General features: G+C 59.9%; 24 protein-coding genes. 5 read left to right on the top strand and 19 right to left on the bottom strand.

Translation table 11 applies throughout. The features are described from left to right. Positions 1 to 196: 196 nt before the first annotated feature. Entirely contained in the window at positions 197 to 3,046 is a 2,850-nt protein-coding gene (locus tag ACK5NW_RS05150) for a valine--tRNA ligase (protein WP_416925735.1), read from the top strand. On the opposite strand, the gene ACK5NW_RS05145 is transcribed toward ACK5NW_RS05150, so the two are convergent. Further along, positions 3,043 to 4,014, bottom strand: coding sequence for an NAD(P)-dependent oxidoreductase (locus ACK5NW_RS05145; RefSeq protein WP_416925733.1), 972 nt, complete (start codon positions 4,012 to 4,014; stop codon positions 3,043 to 3,045). The two genes, ACK5NW_RS05150 and ACK5NW_RS05145, sit on opposite strands and share 4 nt — an antisense overlap. A 135-nt stretch (positions 4,015 to 4,149) precedes the next feature. On the opposite strand from ACK5NW_RS05145, the gene galU reads away from it, so the two are divergent. Then, a complete protein-coding gene (galU, locus tag ACK5NW_RS05140) occupies positions 4,150 to 5,037 on the top strand; it encodes a UTP--glucose-1-phosphate uridylyltransferase GalU (RefSeq protein WP_416925731.1) in 888 nt (295 codons plus the stop codon). A 57-nt stretch (positions 5,038 to 5,094) separates the two neighbouring features. Here the strand turns inward: galU and era are convergent, their stop codons facing one another. Genes era through lepA form a run of 5 tightly spaced genes read right to left on the bottom strand, consistent with a single transcriptional unit; the run spans position 5,095 to position 10,005 of the window. After that, positions 5,095 to 6,093 (bottom strand): GTPase Era, encoded by a 999-nt coding sequence (era, locus tag ACK5NW_RS05135; protein WP_416925729.1) that lies wholly within the window; start codon positions 6,091 to 6,093, stop codon positions 5,095 to 5,097. Further along, positions 6,090 to 6,782 carry a ribonuclease III gene (gene rnc, locus ACK5NW_RS05130; RefSeq protein WP_416925727.1) on the bottom strand — a complete coding sequence of 231 codons (693 nt, stop codon included), beginning with the start codon at positions 6,780 to 6,782 and terminating at the stop codon, positions 6,090 to 6,092. The genes era and rnc overlap by 4 nt, the downstream gene beginning before the upstream one ends. A 34-nt stretch (positions 6,783 to 6,816) precedes the next feature. Continuing rightward, on the bottom strand, positions 6,817 to 7,188 hold the full coding sequence (locus ACK5NW_RS05125; protein WP_416925725.1) for a DUF4845 domain-containing protein: 372 nt from the start codon (positions 7,186 to 7,188) through the stop codon (positions 6,817 to 6,819). 31 nt (positions 7,189 to 7,219) lie between these two features. Next, positions 7,220 to 8,197 (bottom strand): signal peptidase I, encoded by a 978-nt coding sequence (gene lepB / locus ACK5NW_RS05120; RefSeq protein ID WP_416925723.1) that lies wholly within the window; start codon positions 8,195 to 8,197, stop codon positions 7,220 to 7,222. Further along, the gene (gene lepA / locus ACK5NW_RS05115) at positions 8,197 to 10,005 is read right to left on the bottom strand and encodes a translation elongation factor 4 (protein WP_416925721.1); all 1,809 of its coding nucleotides are present in this window, start codon (positions 10,003 to 10,005) and stop codon (positions 8,197 to 8,199) included. The genes lepB and lepA overlap by 1 nt, the downstream gene beginning before the upstream one ends. A 41-nt stretch (positions 10,006 to 10,046) precedes the next feature. Here lepA and ACK5NW_RS05110 point away from each other — a divergent pair, with 41 nt between their 5' ends. Then, positions 10,047 to 10,274 (top strand): hypothetical protein, encoded by a 228-nt coding sequence (locus ACK5NW_RS05110; protein ID WP_416925719.1) that lies wholly within the window; start codon positions 10,047 to 10,049, stop codon positions 10,272 to 10,274. A 206-nt stretch (positions 10,275 to 10,480) separates the two neighbouring features. On the opposite strand, the gene ACK5NW_RS05105 is transcribed toward ACK5NW_RS05110, so the two are convergent. The 13 genes from ACK5NW_RS05105 to ACK5NW_RS05045 all read right to left on the bottom strand — a co-directional run bounded on the left by ACK5NW_RS05105 (position 10,481) and on the right by ACK5NW_RS05045 (position 21,546). Beyond that, positions 10,481 to 11,986 carry a DegQ family serine endoprotease gene (locus tag ACK5NW_RS05105; RefSeq protein WP_416925717.1) on the bottom strand — a complete coding sequence of 502 codons (1,506 nt, stop codon included), beginning with the start codon at positions 11,984 to 11,986 and terminating at the stop codon, positions 10,481 to 10,483. 42 nt (positions 11,987 to 12,028) lie between these two features. Then, on the bottom strand, positions 12,029 to 13,030 hold the full coding sequence (locus tag ACK5NW_RS05100; RefSeq protein WP_416925715.1) for a MucB/RseB C-terminal domain-containing protein: 1,002 nt from the start codon (positions 13,028 to 13,030) through the stop codon (positions 12,029 to 12,031). A 116-nt stretch (positions 13,031 to 13,146) separates the two neighbouring features. Next, positions 13,147 to 13,788, bottom strand: coding sequence for a sigma-E factor negative regulatory protein (locus tag ACK5NW_RS05095; protein ID WP_416925713.1), 642 nt, complete (start codon positions 13,786 to 13,788; stop codon positions 13,147 to 13,149). Between the two features lie 36 nt (positions 13,789 to 13,824). Continuing rightward, entirely contained in the window at positions 13,825 to 14,454 is a 630-nt protein-coding gene (gene rpoE / locus ACK5NW_RS05090) for an RNA polymerase sigma factor RpoE (RefSeq protein WP_416925711.1), read from the bottom strand. Positions 14,455 to 14,544: 90 nt separating this feature from the next. Continuing rightward, entirely contained in the window at positions 14,545 to 14,988 is a 444-nt protein-coding gene (locus ACK5NW_RS05085; protein WP_416925709.1) for a hypothetical protein, read from the bottom strand. Positions 14,989 to 15,066: 78 nt separating this feature from the next. Beyond that, positions 15,067 to 16,311: a beta-ketoacyl-ACP synthase II gene (gene fabF / locus ACK5NW_RS05080; RefSeq protein WP_416925707.1), complete on the bottom strand. Its 1,245-nt coding sequence runs from the start codon at positions 16,309 to 16,311 to the stop codon at positions 15,067 to 15,069. Positions 16,312 to 16,317: 6 nt separating this feature from the next. After that, a complete protein-coding gene (acpP, locus tag ACK5NW_RS05075) occupies positions 16,318 to 16,554 on the bottom strand; it encodes an acyl carrier protein (protein ID WP_416925705.1) in 237 nt (78 codons plus the stop codon). 93 nt (positions 16,555 to 16,647) lie between these two features. Further along, entirely contained in the window at positions 16,648 to 17,391 is a 744-nt protein-coding gene (gene fabG, locus ACK5NW_RS05070; protein ID WP_416925969.1) for a 3-oxoacyl-ACP reductase FabG, read from the bottom strand. A 34-nt stretch (positions 17,392 to 17,425) separates the two neighbouring features. Then, positions 17,426 to 18,376, bottom strand: a complete 951-nt coding sequence (fabD, locus tag ACK5NW_RS05065; protein ID WP_416925703.1) for an ACP S-malonyltransferase — start codon at positions 18,374 to 18,376, stop codon at positions 17,426 to 17,428. A 62-nt stretch (positions 18,377 to 18,438) separates the two neighbouring features. After that, positions 18,439 to 19,449: a beta-ketoacyl-ACP synthase III gene (locus tag ACK5NW_RS05060; protein WP_416925701.1), complete on the bottom strand. Its 1,011-nt coding sequence runs from the start codon at positions 19,447 to 19,449 to the stop codon at positions 18,439 to 18,441. A 45-nt stretch (positions 19,450 to 19,494) separates the two neighbouring features. Next, positions 19,495 to 20,532, bottom strand: a complete 1,038-nt coding sequence (plsX, locus tag ACK5NW_RS05055; protein ID WP_416925967.1) for a phosphate acyltransferase PlsX — start codon at positions 20,530 to 20,532, stop codon at positions 19,495 to 19,497. Positions 20,533 to 20,736: 204 nt separating this feature from the next. Next, positions 20,737 to 20,919 carry a 50S ribosomal protein L32 gene (gene rpmF, locus ACK5NW_RS05050; protein WP_416925699.1) on the bottom strand — a complete coding sequence of 61 codons (183 nt, stop codon included), beginning with the start codon at positions 20,917 to 20,919 and terminating at the stop codon, positions 20,737 to 20,739. A 198-nt stretch (positions 20,920 to 21,117) separates the two neighbouring features. Beyond that, positions 21,118 to 21,546: a YceD family protein gene (locus tag ACK5NW_RS05045; RefSeq protein WP_416925697.1), complete on the bottom strand. Its 429-nt coding sequence runs from the start codon at positions 21,544 to 21,546 to the stop codon at positions 21,118 to 21,120. A gap of 158 nt (positions 21,547 to 21,704) precedes the next feature. Between ACK5NW_RS05045 and ACK5NW_RS05040 the strand changes: the two genes are divergently transcribed. Continuing rightward, complete coding sequence (locus ACK5NW_RS05040; protein ID WP_416925695.1) at positions 21,705 to 22,313, top strand: Maf family protein; 609 nt, start codon at positions 21,705 to 21,707, stop codon at positions 22,311 to 22,313. Beyond that, positions 22,310 to 23,107 (top strand): SAM-dependent methyltransferase, encoded by a 798-nt coding sequence (locus ACK5NW_RS05035; RefSeq protein WP_416925693.1) that lies wholly within the window; start codon positions 22,310 to 22,312, stop codon positions 23,105 to 23,107. Before ACK5NW_RS05040 ends, ACK5NW_RS05035 begins: the two co-directional genes overlap by 4 nt. The last annotated feature ends 19 nt before the right edge of the window (positions 23,108 to 23,126 follow it).

Raw genomic sequence — 23,126 nt, 5'->3', positions numbered from 1 at the left:
CAATATATAAAGCATCAATGGTGATTTCTTTTGAGTTCCTGATCTTTCATAGACACCCCATGCGCTCGTATCCAAACCCCTAAAATCTGCTTTTTATCCATTTGAATGCTCATGCGCACGACGCTCGGGCGCAGGCCAGCGCCCTGTCGCATCCAGTTCTCTCCCAGCTTCTTCACGGCTTCAGCCGCCACCTGCCATGTCCAGCACACCTTCTCAACCGGGGCTTGCAAGCCTGTCCAAATCGTTTGAACCGGCCGCCATCGAGGCGCAATGGGGACCGGCCTGGGAAAAGGCCCATCTGGGTCAAGCAGGCTGGCGCGGCACGGGCCAGCCCAACGCCGAGGCAGCGGCCAAGGGCGAGAACTTCGCCATCCAGCTGCCGCCGCCCAACGTCACCGGCACGCTGCACATGGGGCACGCGTTCAACCAGACCATCATGGACAGCCTGACGCGCTACCACCGCATGAAGGGCTACAACACGGCCTGGATTCCGGGCACCGACCACGCCGGCATCGCCACCCAGATCGTGGTGGAGCGCCAGTTGCAGGCCCAGGGCCAGAGCCGGCACGAGCTGGGGCGCAAGAACTTCGTCGCCCGCGTGTGGGAGTGGAAGCAGCAGTCCGGCAACACCATCACGCAGCAGATGCGCCGCATGGGCGACAGCGTGGACTGGAGCCGCGAGTACTTCACCATGGACGACAAGCTCTCCAAGGTGGTGACCGAGACCTTTGTGCGTCTGCACGAGCAGGGCCTGATCTACCGCGGCAAGCGCCTGGTCAACTGGGACCCGGAGCTGAAAAGCGCCGTCAGCGACCTGGAGGTGGAAAGCGCCGAGGAAGACGGCTTTCTATGGCACATCGCCTACCCGCTGGTGGGCGACCCGGCGCAGAAACTGGTGGTGGCCACCACCCGCCCCGAAACCATGCTGGGCGACGTGGCGGTGATGGTGCACCCCGAGGACGATCGGTATCAGCACCTGATCGGCCAGCAGGTGACGCTGCCGCTGGTGGGCCGCGCCATCCCGGTGATTGCCGACGATTACGTGGACAAGGACTTTGGCACTGGCGTAGTCAAGGTCACACCCGCGCACGACGCCAACGACTACGCCGTGGGGCAACGGCATGGGCTTCCAATGATCGGCGTGCTGCATCTGGACGCCACCATCAACGACGAAGCCCCCGCCGCCTACCGCGGACTGGACCGCTTTGCCGCCCGCAAGCAGGTGGTGGCCGATCTGGACGCGCAAGGCCTGCTGGTCGAAACCAGGAAGCACAAGCTGATGGTGCCGCGCTGCGCCCGCACGGGGCAGATCATCGAGCCGATGCTGACCGACCAGTGGTTCCTGGCCATGAGCAAACCCGACGCCACCGGCAAAAGCATTGCGCAAAAAGCCATCGATGCCGTGCAGTCGGGCCAGGTGCGTTTTGTGCCCGAAAACTGGGTCAACACCTACAACCAGTGGATGGGGAACATCCAGGACTGGACGCTCAGCCGCCAGCTCTGGTGGGGGCACCAGATTCCGGCCTGGTATGGCGAGGATGGTTCAATTTTTGTAGCACGCGATGAAGACGAGGCGCGCGCAAAGGCCACCAAAGCGGGTTATTCCGGCCAGTTGGCGCGCGACCCGGACGTGCTCGACACCTGGTACTCCTCAGCCATGGTGCCGTTCAGCAGCCTGGGCTGGCCCGAAAAAACAGAAGATTTGTCGCTTTACCTGCCCAGCAGCGTGCTGGTGACCGGCCACGACATCATCTTCTTCTGGGTCGCGCGCATGATCATGATGACGACCCACTTTATCGGCCAGGTGCCGTTCAAGGACGTGTACATCCACGGCCTGGTGCTGGACGCGCACGGCAAGAAGATGAGCAAGAGCGAAGGCAACGTGCTCGACCCGGTCGACCTGATCGACGGCATTGCCCTGGAGCCGCTGCTGCAAAAGCGCACCACCGGCCTGCGCAAGCCCGAGACCGCGCCCAAGGTGCGCGAGAACACAAAAAAAGAGTTCCCCGACGGCATCCCTGGCTACGGCGCCGACGCGCTGCGCTTTACCTTTGCCGCCATGGCCACGCTGGGGCGCACCGTCAACTTCGACAGCAAGCGCTGCGAGGGCTACCGCAACTTCTGCAACAAGCTGTGGAACGCCAGCCGCTTCGTCTTGATGAACTGCGAAGGCCATGACTGTGGGCTGGAAGGGGATACGGCCCCCGAGCGCAGCGCCGCCGACCGCTGGATCGTCAGCCGCCTGCAACGGGCCGAGGCCGCCGTGGCCAAGGGCTTCGCCGATTACCGTCTCGACAACGTCGCCAACACGCTGTACGACTTCGTCTGGAACGAGTTCTGCGACTGGTACCTGGAAATCGCCAAGGTGCAGATCCAGACCGGCAACGCCGCCCAGCAGCGCGCCACGCGCCGCACGCTGGTGCGCGTGCTGGAAGCCATTTTGCGGCTGGCGCACCCGATCATCCCGTTCGTGACCGAGGCGCTGTGGCAGGCGGTGGCACCCGTCGCTGGCAAGACGGGCGACAGCATTGCCGTCGCACCCTACCCCGCCGCACAAGCCGAAAACATCGACGAAACGGCTGAAAGCCAAATCGCGCGCCTGAAAGCTCTGGTCGACGCCTGCCGCAACCTGCGCGGCGAGATGAACGTCTCGCCCGCGCAGCGCCTGCCGCTGTACGCGCTGGGCGACAGCGACTTCATCGGCGAGCAGGCCGACGTGCTGAAGGCCCTGGCCAAGCTGGCCGAGGTCAAGGTATTCGATACCGAATCTGCGTGGGCACAGGCGGCTGGAGCGGCACCGGTAGCGGTGGTGGGTGATGCACGACTGGCGCTGTTCATGGAAATCGACATCGCCGCTGAAAAAGCCCGACTGGGCAAAGAAGCCGAACGACTGGAGCGCGAAATTACCAAAGCCCAAGCCAAGCTGGGCAACGAGGCGTTCGTGGCCAAGGCACCACCAGCCGTGATCGAGCAAGAAAAAACCCGGCTGGCCGACTTCAGCGCAGCGCTGGAAAAGCTGCGCCAGCAACTGGCGCGGCTGAATTAGAACATAGACAAGGGCTGGCTGTCTTCGGGATCGTGGCTGGCCTCAAACTCGCTCAGCATCAGTGTTTCATGCATGCGGTCGACCAGGTACCAACTGGCGCGCAGGCGCGACTCTTCAGTGAACGGGGCCAGCCGGGGCGTGATGCGCAGATGGTTTAAACCGTTCAAAGGCGATTCTGGGCTGCGCAATGCAGCGTCATCGCTGTCCATCATCACGCCCCGGATGCGGCCCGCGCGCAAGGCATCGGCCAGCGCTTTCAGATCAAACAGCGCCGGGCGGCTGATGGTGGTCCACACCTGCCCAGGTTTGCAGTGGATCAGGGCATGCTCATTCAGCAAGCCCTGATAACGGGTGGCGTAAATCATCTGCAAAGACACGGCATCAGCGCTGCCCAATAGCTCGGGCAGGCTGAGTGGCTGCACTCCCAGACGGCGCCACAAGTCCGCACTGCGGTGAATGGCCGGGTCGTACCCCACCACGCGCGCGCCCAGCGCCACCAGCATGGTGGCCAGCAAATGCGCCGGGGGCGACATGCCCAATAAACCGACCACGCTGTCGTTGATCTCGCGCCCTGGCACGCGCGGCTCAACGGGTTGGCCCGGCTCGCGCCGGGTGCGCACGCCTTGGCGGTAAATTTGCAGCAAGGTGGACAACAGGTATTCGGCGCTGGCACGCACTGTGGCGCTGGACGCCTGCACCACCCGAATGCCACGCCGCTGGCAGGCTTCAAAATCAATGTTGTCGGTGCTGTCGTGCACCCGCGCCACCACCTTCAGCTTGGGCGCAAAATCGAGCAACTGGCTGTTGACCATCAAGCGCGGCGGCACCAGCAGCGCCGCCGTTTTGTAAATGCGACGGTGCAGCGCAGACAAATCGTCCGCCAGCTCTGGCAGATAATCAACTTGATGGCGCGCGCGCAACCACAACAGCGCGTCGGCCGCCAAGTCTTCCAATAGGACGATTTCCAAGTTGTACCCTTAATTACGGTGACTGCTGGTTCTGCGTCAAACGGCTGGCATTGTATGTGAACCGTCACTCAAACTAATACATTAGTCATCAATCAATCTTCGCCATTTTTTATTTTTGCCCACAAAACTTAGCTTATGACCTCTTCATCTCTGGTGCATACCGCTGTTTTCCCTGTCGCTGGACTGGGCACCCGCTTCTTGCCTGCCACCAAGGCCAGCCCCAAGGAAATGCTGCCCATCGTCGACAAACCGCTCATACAGTATGCCGTAGAGGAAGCCTATGCCGCCGGTGTGCGGCACATGGTTTTTGTGACTGGCCGTAGCAAGCGGGCCATTGAAGACCACTTTGACACCGCCTACGAGCTGGAGAGCGAATTGCAAGCCACTGGCAAGCACGAGCTGCTGGCCGCTGTGCGCGCCGTGCAACCAGACGACATGGATTGCACTTATGTGCGCCAGCCCCGTTCACTGGGCCTGGGACATGCGGTGCTGTGCGCCGCGCACATTGTGGGCGACCACCCCTTTGCCGTGTTGTTGGCTGACGACCTGATGGTCGGGCCAGCCGGTGGACAGCCGGTACTGGCGCAGATGGTCGGTGCCTACGCTGCCCTGGGCCGCTCAGTGCTGGCGGTGCAAGAAGTGCCGCAAGACCAGGTGCGGCGCTACGGCATCGTCGCTGGCACCCCGGCGGGTGAGCGCCTGATTGGCATTGAGCGCATCGTTGAAAAGCCCGCGCCAGAAGCCGCGCCATCGCGCATGGGGGTGGCAGGCCGCTACATCCTGACGCCGCGTATTTTTGATGAAATCCGCAACCAGACACCGGGTGCTGGTGGCGAAATCCAGCTCACCGATGCCATCGCACGGCTGATGCAATCGGAGCGCGTGTACGCCTATCAATATGAAGGCAAGCGCTACGACTGCGGCAGTAAAGAAGGTTTTTTAGAAGCCACGGTGGATCTGGCTTTGCAACATCCGCAGATGGGCGCATCGTTCCGCGAATACCTGAAATCTCTCACGCTCTGATTGCGCATGCCAGCATCTCGCGATGCATGGCATGGTTTGTTTGATGGCGTGGTTTATTTATTCGTACCCAAATGACCGAACCCGCGCTTCATCATCGGCCCAGCCAGAGCGCACTTTGACCCACAGCTCGATGAATACCTTGGCATCGAGCAGCTTTTCCAACTCTTGCCGCGCTTCGGTGCCGATACGTTTGAGTCGCTCGCCCCGCTGACCGATGATCATGGCCTTGTGGCCGTCGCGCTCGACCACGATGGTGGCAGCCATGCGCACCATGCGACTGTGAGCCTTGCTTTTCTCCTCATCAAAACGGTCGATGACGACGGTGGAGGTATAGGGCAGCTCATCGCCGGTCAGGCGAAACAGCTTTTCGCGCACCACCTCGCTGGCCAGGAATTTCTCGCTTCGGTCAGTCAGCTCATCCTCGCTGTACCACCAGGGCTGCACGGGCAGGTAGCGGGCGCAGATATCCAGCAGGTGGCGCACCTCGCGCGGGTTCTTGGCTGACATGGGCACGTATTCAGCAAAGGCGTGGCGCTCTTGCATGTCGCGCAGCCAGTGGGCCAGCTCGGCCCGGCGGTGCACGGTATCAAGCTTGTTGGCCACCAGCAACGTCGGCGTGTCGTCTTTGAGCAGCGATAGCACCTTGGCATCGCCCAAGGTGAAGTGACCCGCTTCGACCACAAACAGCACCAAATCTACGCCGTCGATGGCACCCAACACGGTTTTGTTGAGCGATTTGTTCAACGCCGTACTGTGGCGTGTTTGAAAGCCCGGCGTGTCGACAAACACCAACTGCGCACCGCCGCCCGCGCTATCGGCCAGCGTGCGGATGCCGGTAATGCGATGGCGCGTGGTCTGCGCCTTGCGCGAAGTGATGCTGATTTTTTGTCCCACCAAGGCGTTGAGCAAGGTGGACTTACCCACATTGGGCCGTCCCACAATGGCAATCAAACCGCAGCGTGACTGCCCTGAGTTTGGCTCCGTTGCACTTGAACCAAATGATCCATTAGCGCTTCCTGAATCAGTACTATGCGCTATATTTTCAGGAGTATTCATGACGCAGAAGAAGGCTGTAGCATGCGCAGCATGGCGGTGGCGGCGGCCTGTTCGCCCGCCCGACGCGAAGCGCCCTGTCCCAATACACGCAAACCTTTTTCTACCACAGTGCAAGCCACTTCAAAGGTCTGCTGATGGGCCGCACCCAGCACCTGCACCACTTCATACTGCGGCAATTGCATCTTGCGCCCCTGCAACCACTCCTGCAAGGCGGTTTTGGCATCCTTGGCTGCCGCCGACATGGCGGGTGAAATTTCGACCTGTTCAAACAGGCGACGTACCAGTGCATTGGCGGCATCAAACCCGGCATCCAAATACACCGCACCAATGATCGCTTCCAGGGCATCGGCCAAGATAGAAGGACGACGCGGCCCACCTGAGCGCATTTCACCTTCACCCAAACGAATCAAAGCCGATAAATCCAGCCCAAGCGCCAATTTGTGCAAGCTGTCTTGCCGCACCAGTTGCGCCCGAATGCGCGACAAATCGCCCTCTGGCAAGGCTCCCAGCGCTTCATACAACATGTGCGCCACCGCCAGATTCAGCACCGCATCGCCCAGAAACTCCAGGCGCTCGTTGTGGTCAACCGAAAAGCTGCGATGGGTCAGCGCCTGCTGAAGCAACCCCATCTGGGTAAAACGATGCTCCAGGCGCAATTGCAGTGCGGTTAGAAGGCTTTTTTCAGTCACCTGCCTCGATGGTGAATGACAAGGCTGCACGCAATCAACGACTCACACCATCGGACGATCCGCGGTACTTGATCACCAGATAGGCAGGGCCAGCCAACGGAATCTCTTTGTCATAGGCAAAGCTGATTACCACTTTATCTCCCTGTTTTGTGACATCCAAGTCCGTGCCCTTGATTGAATCAATATAGTCCGCAGCAGCAGCCAAATCAAATGTTCTGCGAATATGAAGCACCGTATCACCACCATCTGCCGCCACTCTCTTGACCGTTTTTTGAATCGCCATGTATTCGGTTACGGTGGGTACCACGCGCGCGCCCACAATGGCCAGCAACGCCAGAATCACGCCCAAAAACAACAGTCCAAAAAATGAAATGCCCCGTTGAGATTTTTTACCTGTGGTGATCATGACTGCTCCAGTACGTCACATGAGTTGCAAGTTAATCGAAAGAACCAATGCGCTTGAAGTCGCCAAAGTTCATCCAGACAAAAAACGCCTTACCAACCACGTTGGTATCGGGCACGAAGCCCCAGTAGCGTGAATCCATGGAGTCGTCGCGGTTGTCACCCATCATGAAGTAATGCCCTTCAGGCACCTTGCAGGTCACACCTTCGACGCTGTAGACGCAATTTTCTTTGAATTTAAACTCTTCCACTCCAGCTACGAAGGGCGGGCGGCTGTCGTCGATGATGATCCGGTGTTTTTTCACACCTGCATCTTCTTCAAACTGCTTGAAATAGCGCATTCGTGGTTCATCAAAAAAATCAGATACCACCGTTTGCGGCACAGGCTGTCCATTCACAGTGAGTTTTTTGTTGATGTAGGCCACCTCATCACCGGGCACGCCCACCACACGCTTGATGTAGTCCAGGCTGGGTTTGGGCGGGTAGCGAAACACCACCACATCGCCGCGCTGCACAGGATTGCCTTTGGTGAGGCGGGCATCGACCACAGGCAGCTTCAGGCCGTAGGTGTACTTGTTCACCAAAATCAAATCGCCCACCAGCAAAGTAGGAATCATGGAGCCTGAAGGGATCTTGAACGGCTCAAATACAAACGAACGCAACAAAAACACCATCAAGATCACTGGGAATAAACCCGCCGTCCAATCCAGCCACCAAGGTTGCACCAAGTGGCGCTGGCGCTCAGTTTCTTCAAAGCTGGTGTCGACCTGCTCGATGCCTTGACGTGCCAGCTCTTCGCGCCGCGCGCGTGCGGCATCTGCCGCCTGTTGGGCAGCGCGGCGGCGCTGCGGTAAAAACACCCACCGCTCGGCCAGCCAATACACGCCCGTGACCACTACCGCCACAAACAGCAGCACGGCAAAATCACCTTCCACTACGCCACGGTACCAGGCCAAGCCATAGGCGGCGAAGGCGGCCAAAATCAGCGCGGTTAATACGGGCATCACACGCATCAGTCTTCCACCTGCAAAATGGCCAAAAACGCCTCTTGGGGCACCTCGACCGATCCAATCTGCTTCATGCGTTTTTTGCCTGCTTTTTGCTTTTCCAGAAGTTTGCGTTTGCGCGTAATATCGCCACCGTAGCATTTTGCCAGCACGTTCTTGCGCAGCGCCTTGATGTTCTCGCGCGCGATGATGTTGGCACCAATGGCAGCCTGGATGGCCACATCAAACTGCTGGCGCGAGATGATCTCGCGCATCTTGGCCACCACCGCGCGGCCACGGTATTGCGACTGACTGCGGTGCACGATGATGGACAGCGCATCGACTTTTTCGCCATTGAGCAAGATATCGACCTTCACCACGTCAGACGGGCGGTATTCCTTGAACTCGTAGTCCATCGACGCATACCCGCGCGATACCGATTTGAGCTTGTCAAAGAAGTCAAGCACGATCTCGCCCAGCGGCAACTCATACGTCAACATCACCTGACGGCCGTGGTAAGCCATGTTCAACTGCACACCACGCTTTTGGTTGCACAGCGTCATCACCGGACCGACGTAATCCTGCGGCATGTACAAATACACCACCACGATGGGTTCACGGATCTCGTTGATGCGGCCCGGCTCAGGCATTTTGGAGGGGTTCTCGACCAACGCCACCTCGCCATCGGCCTTTTCAACTTCGTACACCACGCTGGGTGCCGTGGTAATCAGATCTTGGTCAAACTCGCGCTCCAGGCGCTCCTGCACGATTTCCATGTGCAGCAGACCCAAAAAACCGCACCTGAAGCCAAAGCCCAATGCCTGACTGACTTCAGGCTCAAAGTGCAATGAGGCATCGTTGAGCTGCAATTTCTCGAGACTGTCGCGCAGCGCGTCGTACTGGTTGGCCTCGGTCGGGTACAAACCAGCAAACACTTGCGGCTGAATTTCCTTAAAGCCCGGCAACGCCTTGTCTGACGGCCCCAGATTGTTCGGCAGCTTTTTCTCTAGCGTGACGGTGTCGCCCACCTTGGCCGCTTTCAACTCTTTGATGCCCGCAATGATATAGCCCACCTCGCCCGCTTCCAGGCTGTCGCGCGGCTGTTGCGACGGCGTGAACACCCCCAGGTTGCCCGCCTCGTAAGCCGCCCCAGTGGCCATCAGTTTGATGCGCTCGCCCTTTTGCAAACGGCCATCGACCACGCGCACCAGCATCACCACACCGACGTAGCTGTCAAACCAGGAGTCAATGATCATCGCGCGCAACGGCGCATTCACCTGGCCTTTGGGCGCAGGCACCTTGGCCACGATCTGTTCCAGCACGTCGTCAATGCCCATGCCTGTCTTGGCCGAAATGGCGATGGCTTCGCCAGCGTCGATACCGATCACATCTTCGATCTCTGCCTTGGCGTTGTCAGGATCAGCCTGCGGCAAATCCATCTTGTTCAGCACCGGCAACACTTCAACACCCAAGTCCAACGCCGTGTAGCAGTTGGCCACGGTTTGCGCCTCCACACCTTGCGATGCATCGACCACTAACAGCGCACCCTCGCAGGCCGATAGCGAACGCGATACTTCGTAGGAGAAGTCCACGTGCCCCGGCGTATCGATCAAATTCAGGTTGTAGAACTGACCATTGCGCGCTTTGTACTGCAAGGCAGCCGTCTGCGCCTTGATAGTTATCCCCCGTTCTTTTTCGATGTCCATCGAGTCCAGCACCTGCGCCTGCATCTCGCGCTCAGTCAGCCCTCCGCAACGCTGAATCAGCCGATCAGCCAGCGTCGATTTGCCGTGGTCAATGTGGGCAATGATCGAAAAATTTCTGATGTGTTCCATCAACGAAAACAAGCAAGTGGTTGTTTTTTAGAGAAGTGCGCATGAAAAAAGGGCGCGTCGGAGTCATGACGCGCCCTCAACCAACAATCTTTGGCAACTGCGATAGTTGGAGCTTCATTGTAGGTAAAAAGGGCGGCACGAAAGTGGTGGCGCACAAATTTTCTATGCGTTGCAATGTGGCAACGAAAAATCATCAACAGGTTATACACAAATCACCCATCAAGCTGATCGATGATTTTGTGGATACGTTGTGGGTTTTCTATGGATAAATTGAAGCGCTCTCATATCGTGAACTCTTTGGCTTGTTCTTATACGATCAAACCGCATCAATACCTTTGAATTCTATCGAAACAAGCATGTAGCCGTGTTCGACCACCGAACAAAGTGCTTTAGTGCTTTTGTTCATGTTGAACAAAATGTGACCAGCACACCATACTTGAGCATGCCGAAAGGTTTTTAAAGCGTCGCAACGACTTTAGCGGCCAGGGCGTACCAGGATGAATTGAACCAGCTCTCCGCGCTGCACCAACATGTTGATCGCGCGGCTGCGATCGGCCTTGGCAATGGCTGCCTCAAACTCTCGCACGTTGGCTATCTCGGTGTTGGACACCGAAAGAATCACATCCCCTTCGCGCAGGCCCGCACGCCCGCCCGCACCAGTAGCGGCATCGACGCGCACGCCGCGTTTGGTTTTGAGTTCTTTTTTTTGCACATCGGTCAATTCGCTCACCGTCAGGCCCAACACCTGTGCGGTGGCTTTGCTGGCCTCAGCATCCTGCGCAGCAGGCTTGCGCGCCGCAGACCGCTCAGACGGCTCCAGCTCTGCAATGGTGATGCTCAAATCACGGTTTTTGCCACGGCGAAACACCGTAACAACACTGCGCGTGCCGGGTTTGGTGCCGCCCACCAGCCTGGGTAAATCAGATGCCTTATCGATGGCATGCCCATCAAACCGGGTGATGATGTCACCCGCTTCAACGCCCGCCTTGTCCGCTGGCGCGCCCGCTTCGACGTTGCGCACCAACGCTCCTTGCGCTTTGCCCAAACCAATGGACTCGGCCACTTCGCGCGTGACCTCTGCAATCTGCACCCCGATTCGCCCACGCGTGACCCGGCCCGATGTCCGCAACTGATCGCTGACCTGGATGGCCTCATCAATCGGGATGGCAAACGAAATACCCATGAAGCCGCCCGAGCGGGAGTAGATCTGGCTGTTGATGCCCACCACTTCGCCGCGCATATTGATCAGCGGCCCGCCTGAATTGCCGGGGTTGACCGCCACATCGGTCTGGATAAAGGGCAGATAGTCGCCCGTATCACGCTGCTTGGCGCTGACAATGCCTGCCGTGACGGTGTTGTCCAGACCAAAAGGCGAGCCAATCGCCATCACCCATTCGCCGACTCGCAGGCGGTTAATGTCGCCAATGCGGACCGCAGGCAAGCCTGTGGCCTCAATTTTTACCACCGCCACGTCGGTGCGCTTGTCGGCCCCAATGATGCGGGCCTTGAACTCGCGTTTGTCGGTCAGTGTGACGATGACTTCATCTGCCCCATCGACCACATGGGCATTGGTCATCACATAGCCATCGGCTGACAATACAAAGCCAGAACCCACGCCGCGCGGCACTTCACGCTCCGTCCCCTGAGGGCGACTTTGCCGGGGTGACTGGCGGGGCATATCGGGTAGAGGAACACCGAAAAACCTTCGGAAAAACTCTTGCGCCTCCTCATCCATCGATCCCTCAAAGCTGCCCGAGCGAACACGCTCCACGGTGCGGATATTGACCACTGACGGCCCCACCTGCTCGACCAGATCGGTGAAGTCTGGCAAGCCGCGCACCAGCCTCGGCTCAGAAGATTGAGCCGCCTGTGTCTGTACGGCCTGCGCCTGCGCTGCCTGTGGCCAAGCTGCCAGCAGCCATACGCTCAACACCGACGCCGCCAGCGCCGCAGTGGTTGAAACAGTAATTGATTTCTTCATGACATTCAAAAACAGAAATTGAAATGAGGGCACAACCGGCACTTAGTTGACGGGCGCGGCAGATGCTGGTTTGACAGGCTCGCGCCATGCCAGTTGATCCACAAACGTGGTCAGCGTGACAGCAGGCACTTCGCCTACGGCGGTGACCCACCACTGGCTTCCTGCGAAGGACAATTTGCGGCCCAACGCATGCGTTGCGCCCATAGCAGCAGTCGCACTTTGGGCGTGGCGCTGCGCATCAAAAGGCTCGATGAACAGTGACACCGTGGCCAGGCCGTCCGAGAATATCCACTGAATCACCGCGCCGCTCGTGGCAGATGTCTGCCGATAGCAATCTTGCTCTTTAAACCCTGGCACTGGCGCTTTCAACTGCCAGCCTTCTTCCTCAGCCTGGGTGCGGACACGGCCGACCTGTTTGGCGCGATAGCCTTCTGTGCGGCTCATCATGCGCTGCAACGCCGACGCCTTGATGGGCACATCGAACTGGAGTTCTGAAAACGCCGACTGCTCCAGCACCTTCAGCGCGTGGTCGAGTGTTTGCGCCTTGATCACCAGGCCGGTGCGCTTTTCGCTCCAGACGCGGTAGCCAAAACGCAGCGCATCGCGCGGAAAGAAATAAACGATATCCGCATCAAATCCGGCCACACGGCCCGATCCCGTTTGGCGGGCGGTATAAAAATCTGCCGTCGATCCATGCGCATCAATGGCAAACAAATTGGGCAACTGGCTGGGGGCGACGCTGCGCTCTGCCTGCATGGTGCGCGACTTCGGGAAAAAAGTCACCACCGCGTTATTGCGGCGAAAGGTCGACCTCTGCTGGCCCGACAAGGCATCCACGCGCTCCCACTGCACGCCTGCTTCGCATACATGCACGATGCGCGCGCTTGACATTGCCCCTGTGGCCGAGGTCACCACAAAAGTGCCGGAATACGAAGGCACACTGGAGGCCTGTTGAAGACGCAGCAACCACTCGCTGATGGTTCGCTCGGGCGGGCCGACCAGTGCGCCGCCACCGCCACCGAATGAACCCATTTGCTGCGCCATCACGGCTCCTGCAGCCGTGCAGCACCAGATCACGAGGAACCGGCGCAGCGACTTTGCCCAAGCAACCGGCTCAGATACCGCAGGTGCAGACAGCCCCCACGTCAGTGCCCAGCCACTCAACGCCCAGCTCCTTCAAAAGTGGCGTTGCGCAAAAATCCTGATGCCCCGCCCAGCGTCGAAGCGCCTGTGACAGAGCGGTGGGCGGCCAACAACTCATCCAGCCGCTGGTCGCGCAGCATCATGGGCGGCATGTTGTTGGGTGATACTGGTTGACTGGCATCCACTTGCGGCGCTGCCGCCAAAGCCAACACCTGTCCTGATGCGCGGACTGTCGGTGCCTGGGCCAGTTGCGCCCCACCGTCTTGCAAAGGCACTGTCGCACCCCACATGCCCCAGCCTATGGCAGTCACAGCCGCTACCGAGGCCACACCGGCCAGCATCTTCCAGCGAAACACACCATCATTGGCCGCATGATGATCCGTTTTGGTCATCACCACCGTTTGCGCGTCCACCGCGACCTTAGGTACCGATTCAGCTTGGAGATAGTGGCACACGCGGGCGGCCAAATCTCGATCCTGCTGGCCATGCGCCAGGTCGGGCGATCTCAACACATCGCCAATCAAGTGATACATGGCCCAGCAATCGCGCGCTTCTTCGCCATCCATGGCGTGCCACACCGAAGCCTGCTCTGCGGCTTGCAGTTGGCCGTCCATCAAGGCCGATATCGACTCTTTATATTCCACAGCTTTGGTTGGCATATTCATCACCATTGCATTTCATATTTCGCTTATCTATCACCAGCGCTTGCCCGCCTGATGGCTGAGCAACGGCTTGACCTTGGCAGAAATGGCCTCGCGTGCCCTGAAAATCCTCGACCGCACCGTTCCAATCGGACAATCCATCGCCTCGGCAATTTCTTCGTAACTCAAGCCTTCAATTTCCCGCAAAGTCACGGCCTGCCGCAAATCTTCTGGCAGTGCCTCCATCGCCTGATTCACCGCCTCGGCAATTTCACGGGCTGCCAGCTCAGTTTCGGGTGTGGATTCAGAGGTTAGTTCGTTTTCGCGCCGGTAAGTTTCATCGTCATCGTCAGATGATTGCAAGGCGGCCTCGGTCATGATGGGATCGCGCTTGAGGTCCATCAGCGCTTTTTTGGCCGTATTGACCGCAATACGGTACAGCCAGGTATAAAACTGCGCGTCGCCTCTGAACTGGTGCAGGGCGCGCCAAGCGCGAATAAAAGTTTCCTGGGCGATGTCTGGCACCAGATCCACATCGCGCACCATGCGGCCAATCAGGCGCTCAATTCGTCTCTGATACTTAAGCACCAACAATTCATACGCCCGGTGATCTCCGGCGGCGGCGCGCTCTACCAGCAGTGCATCACTGTTGGCAGGCGTGTTTAAAGGCGTAGGCTCTGACACAAAAAATGCAAAAAATAGCGGGCGTGAAAAACAGTTTGGCGACGATCACCTTAAACCGTCAATTCCCAGTGCGGCAGGCGGCCTTTCAGACTACCCGGGCGAATATAGCGCACACCTGAGCAAATGCCAGCGCGCGTCGTCGTGCGTAGCGTCAGCCCAGATCCAAAGTGAGCGCCGCATGGATACTTGCTCTAATTGCAAAAGCAATACACGTTGCGCATCCAGACCAACCATGACCTTTACATGGTCGATTTCCGCACCTTCTTTCAAACGTTGCAAACCCCAGCGCTCACCGTCCCAAACCAGGGTTTGCGCTCGCTGCTGCCGCCAGAAAAGCAAGCATGCACCAGCAACCGCGCCCATGCACGCCACATAAACAAGCAAACGCGCATGATGATTGGCGGCGGCAATATCAGACCAAGCCGCCAGCGCCAGCACCCCCGCTGCGAACAAGCAGCCTGTGCGTAGCCACTTCGCCAGGCATGGCGATTGGCCCACGGGATACACCACTGAAGGCGCATGGTCAAAAGACATGGCAGCCGAGATACGGCATAGCGAAAAAAGAAACCGACCAGGTCAAAACCAGTCGGCTGCTACAGGTGTGCAAGGCAGTCAGATTTTCTTGAACACCAACGAGCCGTTGGTGCCGCCAAAGCCAAAATTGTTCTTCAGCGCAAAATCAATCTTCAAATCACGCGCAGTATTGGCGCAGTAATCCAGATCGCACTCCGGATCCTGGTTGAAGATATTGATGGTGGGTGGCGCTTTTTGGTCGCGCACCGCCAAAATGGTGAATACGCTTTCCACCCCGCCTGCACCGCCCAGCAAATGCCCCGTCATCGACTTGGTGGAGCTGACCACGGTGGACTTGGCGTGATCGCCCAACGCCGCCTTGACGGCATTGGACTCGTTGATGTCCCCCAACGGGGTCGATGTGCCGTGGGCATTGACGTAATTGATCTGATCGGCGTTCACGCCCGCATCACGCAGGGCTGCGACCATGGCGCGGCGTGGGCCGTCCATGTTCGGTGCCGTCATGTGGCCTGCGTCCGCGCTCATGGCAAAACCCGCCACCTCAGCGTAAATCTTGGCACCGCGGCGCTTGGCGTGCTCATACTCTTCCAGCACCACAATGCCCGCGCCTTCGCCCAGCACGAAGCCGTCGCGGTCTTTGTCCCAAGGACGAGACGCGGTCTTGGGATCGTCATTGCGAGTGGACAGCGCTCGCATGGACGCAAAACCACCCACGCCCAGCGGCGACACCGTGGCTTCTGTACCGCCTGCGACCATCACATCGGCATCGCCGTACATGATGACGCGCGCCGCCTCACCAATGCAATGCAGCCCGGTGGTGCAAGCGGTGGCAATGGCCAGGTTGGGGCCTTTGAAACCAAACTTGATCGACACATGACCCGCCGCCATGTTGACAATCGACGCGGGCACGAAAAACGGCGAAATACGGCGCGGGCCGCGCGCAGCCCATTCTCCGTGCGTGTCCTCGATCATCGGCAAGCCACCGATGCCAGAGCCGATCACACAGCCAATGCGCGCAGCAGCTTCTTCATCCAGCGCCTCGCCTGTGAGCAAGCCCGCATCCTGCACCGCCTCGGCCGAAGCCACGATGCCGTAATGGATAAAGGCGTCCATGGTGCGCGCTTCTTTCGCCGAGATGTACGGCGAAATATCCAGCCCCCGTACCTCGCCCGCAATTTTGGCGGCGAACAGGCTGGCATCAAAGCGCGTGATCAGATCAATGCCTGACCGACCGGCCAGCGCATTGGCCCAGCTCTGTGCCACCGTGTTGCCCACGGGGCTCACGCAGCCTAGACCGGTAACAACAACGCGGCGTCGGGTCATCGTGTGTCAGGCTTTCTTGCTGTTGGCGTAATCAATGGCGGCTTGCACCGTGGTGATTTTCTCGGCGTCCTCGTCCGGAATCTCGATGCTGAACTCGTCTTCCAGTGCCATCACCAGCTCGACCGTGTCCAGGGAGTCGGCACCCAAGTCCGCCACAAAGGCTTTTTCGTTGGTGACTTGAGATTCTTCCACGCCGAGTTGTTCGGCAATGATTTTTTTGACACGTGCTTCGATATCGCTCATGGGTTCCCTCTGAGGGTGATGAAAAGTAGGAATTCTAGCCGCGCTTGGGCACATACTGCGCGCGCCCTGCATTCGACCACCGGATCAAGGCCATCAGGCCATGTACATGCCACCGTTGACATGCAGTTGCTCGCCACTGACATAACCCGCCTGCGGGCTGGCCAGATAGACCACCGCATGGGCAATATCGGCAGGCTCGCCTAGGCGGCCCAGCGGAATCTGGCCCGCCAGCGCCTTGTGCTGATCTTCGCCCAGCGCGGCCGTCATGTCGGTGGCGATAAAGCCGGGAGCCACGCAGTTGACCGTGATGCCCCGGCTGCCCAGCTCTCGCGCCAGCGCCCGCGTCATGCCCGCCACACCGGCCTTGGCGGCGGCATAGTTGGCCTGCCCCGCATTGCCCGAAGCGCCCACCACGCTGGTCACATTCACGATGCGGCCATAGCGCTGCTTCATCATCGGGCGCATGACGGCGCGGCACAGGCGGAACACGGCTTTCAGGTTGGTGTCCAGCACCGCGTCCCAGTCACCATCTTTCATGCGCATGGCCAGTTGGTCGCGCGTAATACCGGCGTTGTTGACCAGAATGTGCAGCGCGCCGTGCTCTTTGACCAGCGCGTCAATCAGCGCATCTGAAGCAGCGGCATCGGTCACGTCCAGCCGTACACCGCGACAGTCGGCGTGGGCCGACAGCGCCTCGGTGATCTTGGTCGCACCCGCGTCGGTGGTGGCGGTGCCCACCACTTTCACACCACGCTGGGCCAGCTCTTGCGCAATGGCGGCACCAATGCCGCGCGTTGCGCCAGTCACCAGGGCCACCTGCCCCGTGTATTCGATCATTGCCATAACTGTTGGGTCTCTTTGAATTAGCGTATCAGGCCAGTTGTGTCTTCACCTCAGCCAGCGTGGCAGGATCGTACAGACTCAGACCGTTCAGGCCTGCATCAATGCGCTTGGTCATGCCCGCCAGCACCTTGCCGGGACCGCATTCAACCACCGCTTCGGTGCCAAGGGAATGTATCTTTTGCACGCACTCCACCCAGCGCACCGGGCCGAACGCCTGGCGATACAGCGCATCGCGAATACGTTCCGGATCGGTTTCCTGCGCCACATCCACGTTGTTAACCACCGGAATTTGCGGCGCTTTCACTTGCACCTGCGCCAGCGCGGCTTTCAGCCGCTCGGCCGCAGGCTTCATCAGGCTGGAATGAAACGGTGCCGACACCGGCAAGGGCAACGCGCGCTTGGCCCCCAAACCCTTGAGCACCTCGCACGCCTTGTCTACGGCGGCTTTGGTGCCCGCAATCACGGTTTGCACCGGGTCGTTGAAGTTGACGGCCTCAACCACCTCTTTACCGCCCTGCCCCATCTCGGCCGTGACCTGCGCGCAGCCAGCCACCACTTTGTCTGCGGCCAAGCCCAAAATGGCGGCCATGGCACCAGCGCCCACGGGCACGGCTTCTTGCATGGCCGCCGCGCGCAAGCGCACCAGCGGCACGGCCTGCGCCAGCGTCAACGACTGGGCCGCCACCAAGGCGGCGTATTCGCCCAACGAATGGCCTGCCACCGCAGCAGGCACAGCACCGCCTTCGGCCAGCCATGCGCGCCAGCAGGCCACCCCCGCCACCAGCATCACCGGCTGGGTGTTGGTGGTCAGGGCCAGCGCCTCCTTGGGGCCGGTAGCGATCAGCGCCCCAATGTCTTCACCCAAAGCGTCCGATGCCTCGGCCACCGTCTGTCGCACCGCCGAATGCGCCCCCCAGGCGTCCAGCATGCCAACCGACTGCGACCCCTGGCCTGGAAAAACAAATGCAAAAGGTTTCATGTAGATCGATTTAAATAAAAAACCAAATTCAGCGACAACGCAATACCATCAAGCACCAAAAGCTATAAATTAAAGAGCACAGACCCCCAGGTAAAGCCTCCGCCCACGCCTTCAAGCAGCACCAGTTGTCCCGACTTGACCTGACCGTTGCGCACACCGTGGTCGAGCGCCAGCGGGATCGACGCAGCCGAAGTGTTGCCGTGGTCTTGCACCGTCACCACCATTTTTTCCATCGGCAGGCGCAATTTGCGCGCTGTGCCTTGCATGATGCGGATGTTGGCTTGGTGCGGAATCAGCCAGTCGATATCCGATTCTTGCTTACCCGCTTTTTTCAGCACGGTGCGGGCCGATTTTTCCAGCACGTTGATGGCCAGTTTGAACACCGCCTGACCGTCCATCTTGAGCAAAGGATCACCCAATATCTGCCCGCCCGACACATGACCGGGCACGCAGAGAATGTCCACATATTGACCATCGGCATGCAAATCAGTGGCCAGTACGCCGGGCTGGTCGCTGGCCTCCAGCACCACCGCACCCGCGCCATCGCCAAACAACACGCAGGTGGTGCGGTCATTGAAATCAATGATGCGGCTGAACACCTCCGCCCCAATCACCAGCGCCCGGTTGGCCGCGCCACGCGCAATCATGGCATCGGCCACCGTCAATGCGTAAATAAAGCCGCTGCACACGGCCTGCACGTCGAACGCCGGGCACCCCGCCATGCCCACACCGCCTTCGGCCAGCGCCTTCTGAGACAGCTTGTGCTGCACGATGGTGGCCGTGGACGGGAACACCATGTCCGGCGTGGACGTGGCCACGATGACCAGGTCGATATCGGCAGCGGTCACGCCCGCCGCTTTCAAAGCTGCACAGGCTGCGGGTACGGCCAAGTCGCTGGCCGTGACATTTGGCAACGCAAAATGGCGCGCCTGAATGCCGGTGCGTTCAACGATCCACTCGTCAGAAGTTTCAATGCCACGCGCCGCCAACTCGGCCACCATGTCCTGGTTGGTCACGCGGCGCGGGGGAAGGTAGCTGCCGGTGCCGGCGATACGGGAAAAACGTTGGGTCATCACACGATCAGTACTCTTCTGAAAAGCCTCGGCCTTGTGGCCGGATTAACCAGCATCCGCCGCAGCCGCAGCGGGCGGCGTCAGCAGCGGCGCTGCATGCGCCACGCGTTCTTGCACGCGCGCGACCAACTGGTTGCGCGCCGCATCATACGCGCGGGCCAGGGCATGCTCAAAACCCACTGCGTCGGCCGAGCCGTGGCTTTTGAACACCAGCCCGCGCAAGCCCAGCAGCGCTGCGCCGTTGTAACGCCGGTGATCCATGCGCCGCTTGAGCGCCGACAACACCGGATACGCCACCAAAGCAGCCGCCTTGGTCAGCAGGTTGCGGCCAAACTCTTCACGCAGAAACTGCGCAATCATGGCCGCCAGACCCTCAGCGGTTTTCAGCGCCACATTGCCCGAAAAACCATCGCACACCACGATGTCTGCGCTGCCTTTGAAAATATCGTCGCCTTCAACGTTGCCGACAAAGTTCAAGTCCCCGGCTGCACCGGCAGCGCGCAGCAAGTCTCCCGCGCTTTTGCTCAGTTCATTGCCCTTGATCAGCTCTTCCCCGATATTGAGCAGCCCCACACGGGGCTGATCGCCCCCGCCCAGCGCCGACACCAGGGCCGACCCCATCACCGCAAACTGAAGCAGGTGCTGCGCCGTGCAATCCACGTTGGCACCTAAGTCCAGCATGGTGGTGGCACCGCCCACCTTGTTGGGCAAAGCCGTGGCAATGGCCGGGCGCTCGATGCCGTCCAGGGTTTTGAGCAGGTAACGCGCAATCGCCATCAGCGCACCGGTATTGCCCGCCGACACCGCCGCCTGCGCCGCGCCATCTTTGACCTGCGCAATGGCCACGCGCATGGACGAATCCTTTTTCTTGCGCAAGGCCACTTCCACCGCATCGTCCATGCCCACCACTTCGGTGGCAGGCACCACACGCGCCCTGGAGTGTTCAAAGCCACTCAAAGCCTCAACGCGACCCACCAGCAGTAATTGGGCATCAGGGTGTGCGTCCAAAAACGCACGGCACGCCACCAGTGTGACACTGGGGCCATGATCGCCCCCCATGCAGTCAACCGCCAGCACCGTCATGCCAGACACGTCCCGTGGTCATGACACGGCGCAGCGAAACCTATAAGAAAAAAATACAAGCGAATGCCCCTTCCAAACGCACAAAAGGCCCGAGACTGCAATCAAAGCAGCGTCGGGCCCGGCAAGTATAGGACTCTGTCAGCTACCAGTCAGTTAACCGCCAGCGCGTCCTGCAATCGCGGCGGAAGAAAGAGCCGCAGACTTTTAAGCCTCGGATTTGGCCTTGATCACCTGGCGGCCACGGTAAAACCCGTTGGGGCTGATGTGGTGGCGCAGGTGCGTTTCACCCGTGGTGGGTTCCACGGCAATGCCGGGCACCTTCAGGGCATTGTGCGAACGGTGCATGCCGCGCTTGGAAGGCGACTTTTTGTTTTGCTGAACAGCCATGATGGCTCCTTTAAAGCTGAGTTGGCGCTCAAAGCCCACCAGACTCCAAGCGTGATTGAAAACATAAGGAGTAGCTCGCAAGCTCTCGTTATCCTCTCGTTATCTCTTGTGCACCTGAATCTCCCCATGTGGGTGCGCATCAAGGTTAGCCCATGATTATAGCCTGAAGGAGCTTTTTGGACTTGGCAAGGCGAGCAGTCAGCTGGACTTGCCTGACGGCCCTTGACCTTTCAGCGCAGCCAGCGCGGCAAAGGGATGGGGTTGATCGCTGTGGGCGGCGTCAAATCCCGCGTCTTTAACCTCCAGCGGCACCTGCTCTGGACATGTGTCGTGCCGCGGCACCAGCGGCATGGCCATCAGCAGTTCATCTTCGATCAAGGCATGCAGGTCGAAATCGGGCGTCAGCACCAGCATGTCGTCATCTGAGCCTTCGTCCAGCGCAGCGGCCTGCGCTTCATCTGGCGCAAACTGAAAGTAGCTGTCCACATCGACTGGGCAAACCATCTCGCCCATACAGCGCTGACAGGCCAAGGGCAAATCGGCGTGCACCTGCAAATGCAGCCCAGGACGGCGCGTGCCGCCTGCCGACGCCCGCAGCTCGCCCTGCGCTCGCCATTGAATCGTCAAATCTGGACTTGGCGCTTTTAAATCTTGCTTCAGTCGCTCATATTTTTGAAGCGTATCAAGCCCTGACAAGACGCCTTTTGACCGTGCAAAGGCTTCTATGTCGAGTCGGCCAGTTTGAAACGTGTTGCTCATTGAGCCAGTGTAAGAGAATCGGGTGCATGCGCGATTTTGTTTCTTGTCCGCTTGACGCTCGGCCGCTGGTGCTGGGTTCCACATCGCCGTATCGGCGCGAATTGCTGGCGCGCCTGCGCCTGCCATTCGAGGCCACGGCCCCGCAGGTGGACGAAACCCCACTGCCAGGCGAGGCCCCCCCCGATTTAGCACGCCGTCTGGCGCTGGCCAAAGCCAAGGATGTGGCCCGCCGGCACCCCAAAGCCATCGTCATTGGCTCCGACCAGGTGGCCGATCTGGCAGGTACGCCACTGGGCAAGCCCGGCACCCATGAGCGCGCAGTCGCCCAGTTGCAGCACATGAGCGGGCAAACCGTTCAATTTCACACCGCCGTGGCCGTGGTATGCGCCGAAGCTGGCTTTGTGCAGTGCGATCTGGCTCCGGTGCAGGTGCGCTTTCGCGCATTGACCACCGACGAAATCGAGCGCTACCTGCATGCCGAACAACCCTACGACTGCGCAGGCAGCGCGAAAAGCGAAGGGCTGGGTATTACCCTGCTGGATGCCATTGACAGCGACGACCCTACCGCCCTGATCGGCCTGCCGCTGATTCGCACCGCCCGCCTGCTGCGCGCGGCCGGGATCGTGCTGCCATGAGTACGTCAGGTGAGCACGCCATACATCCAGGCATCCTGTACCTGGTGCCCACGCCGCTCGACCACGGCTGCGACACGCCTGCACCCATCACCGACGCGCTGCCGCAAGGCACGCTGCAAGTGGCCGCGCGGCTGACGCACTGGGTGAGCGAAAACGCCAAATCCACCCGCGCTTTTTTAAAGCGGGTTGACGCCGTCGCCCCACTGGCGCAGCCGCTGCAAGCACTGTCCATCACCGAGCTGCCACGCGCTGTACACAAAAAGGGCGATCACAACGGCACCCCACCCGGCTTTGATGCCCGCGCCCTGCTGGCACCTGCGGTGCAAGGCCACGATGTGGGCCTGGTCAGCGAAGCAGGCATACCCGCCGTGGCCGACCCTGGCAGCTCGGTCGTGCGTGCCGCGCACGATCTGAACATCCGCGTGGTGCCGCTGGTGGGGCCGGTGTCGCTGCTATTGGCATTGGCCGCCAGTGGCCTGAACGGGCAGCACTTTGCCTTCGTGGGCTATTTGCCGCAAGAAGAATCCGAGCGCGCCCGACAGCTCCAGCACCTGGAAGCCACCGCACTGAAAACCGGCCAGGCCCAGTTGTTCATCGAAACGCCTTACCGCAACCCGGCGCTGGTACGCACCCTGCTCGCCCATCTGGCACCCACCACACGGCTGGCGGTGTGCAGCGGCATCACCATGCCCCAGGCCAGCGCCATCACCCGCACGGTGCAGCAATGGTGCCACCGCCCGGACGACCCCGCGCTGCACACCAGACTGCCCACCGTCTTTGCACTGGGGCGTTGAACGTCGCTACACGGTCACA

The sequence above is a fragment of the Ottowia sp. genome (assembly GCF_047975795.1).
GTDB lineage: Bacteria > Pseudomonadota > Gammaproteobacteria > Burkholderiales > Burkholderiaceae_C > Ottowia.
This window is presented reverse-complemented; position numbering and strand designations above follow the sequence as displayed.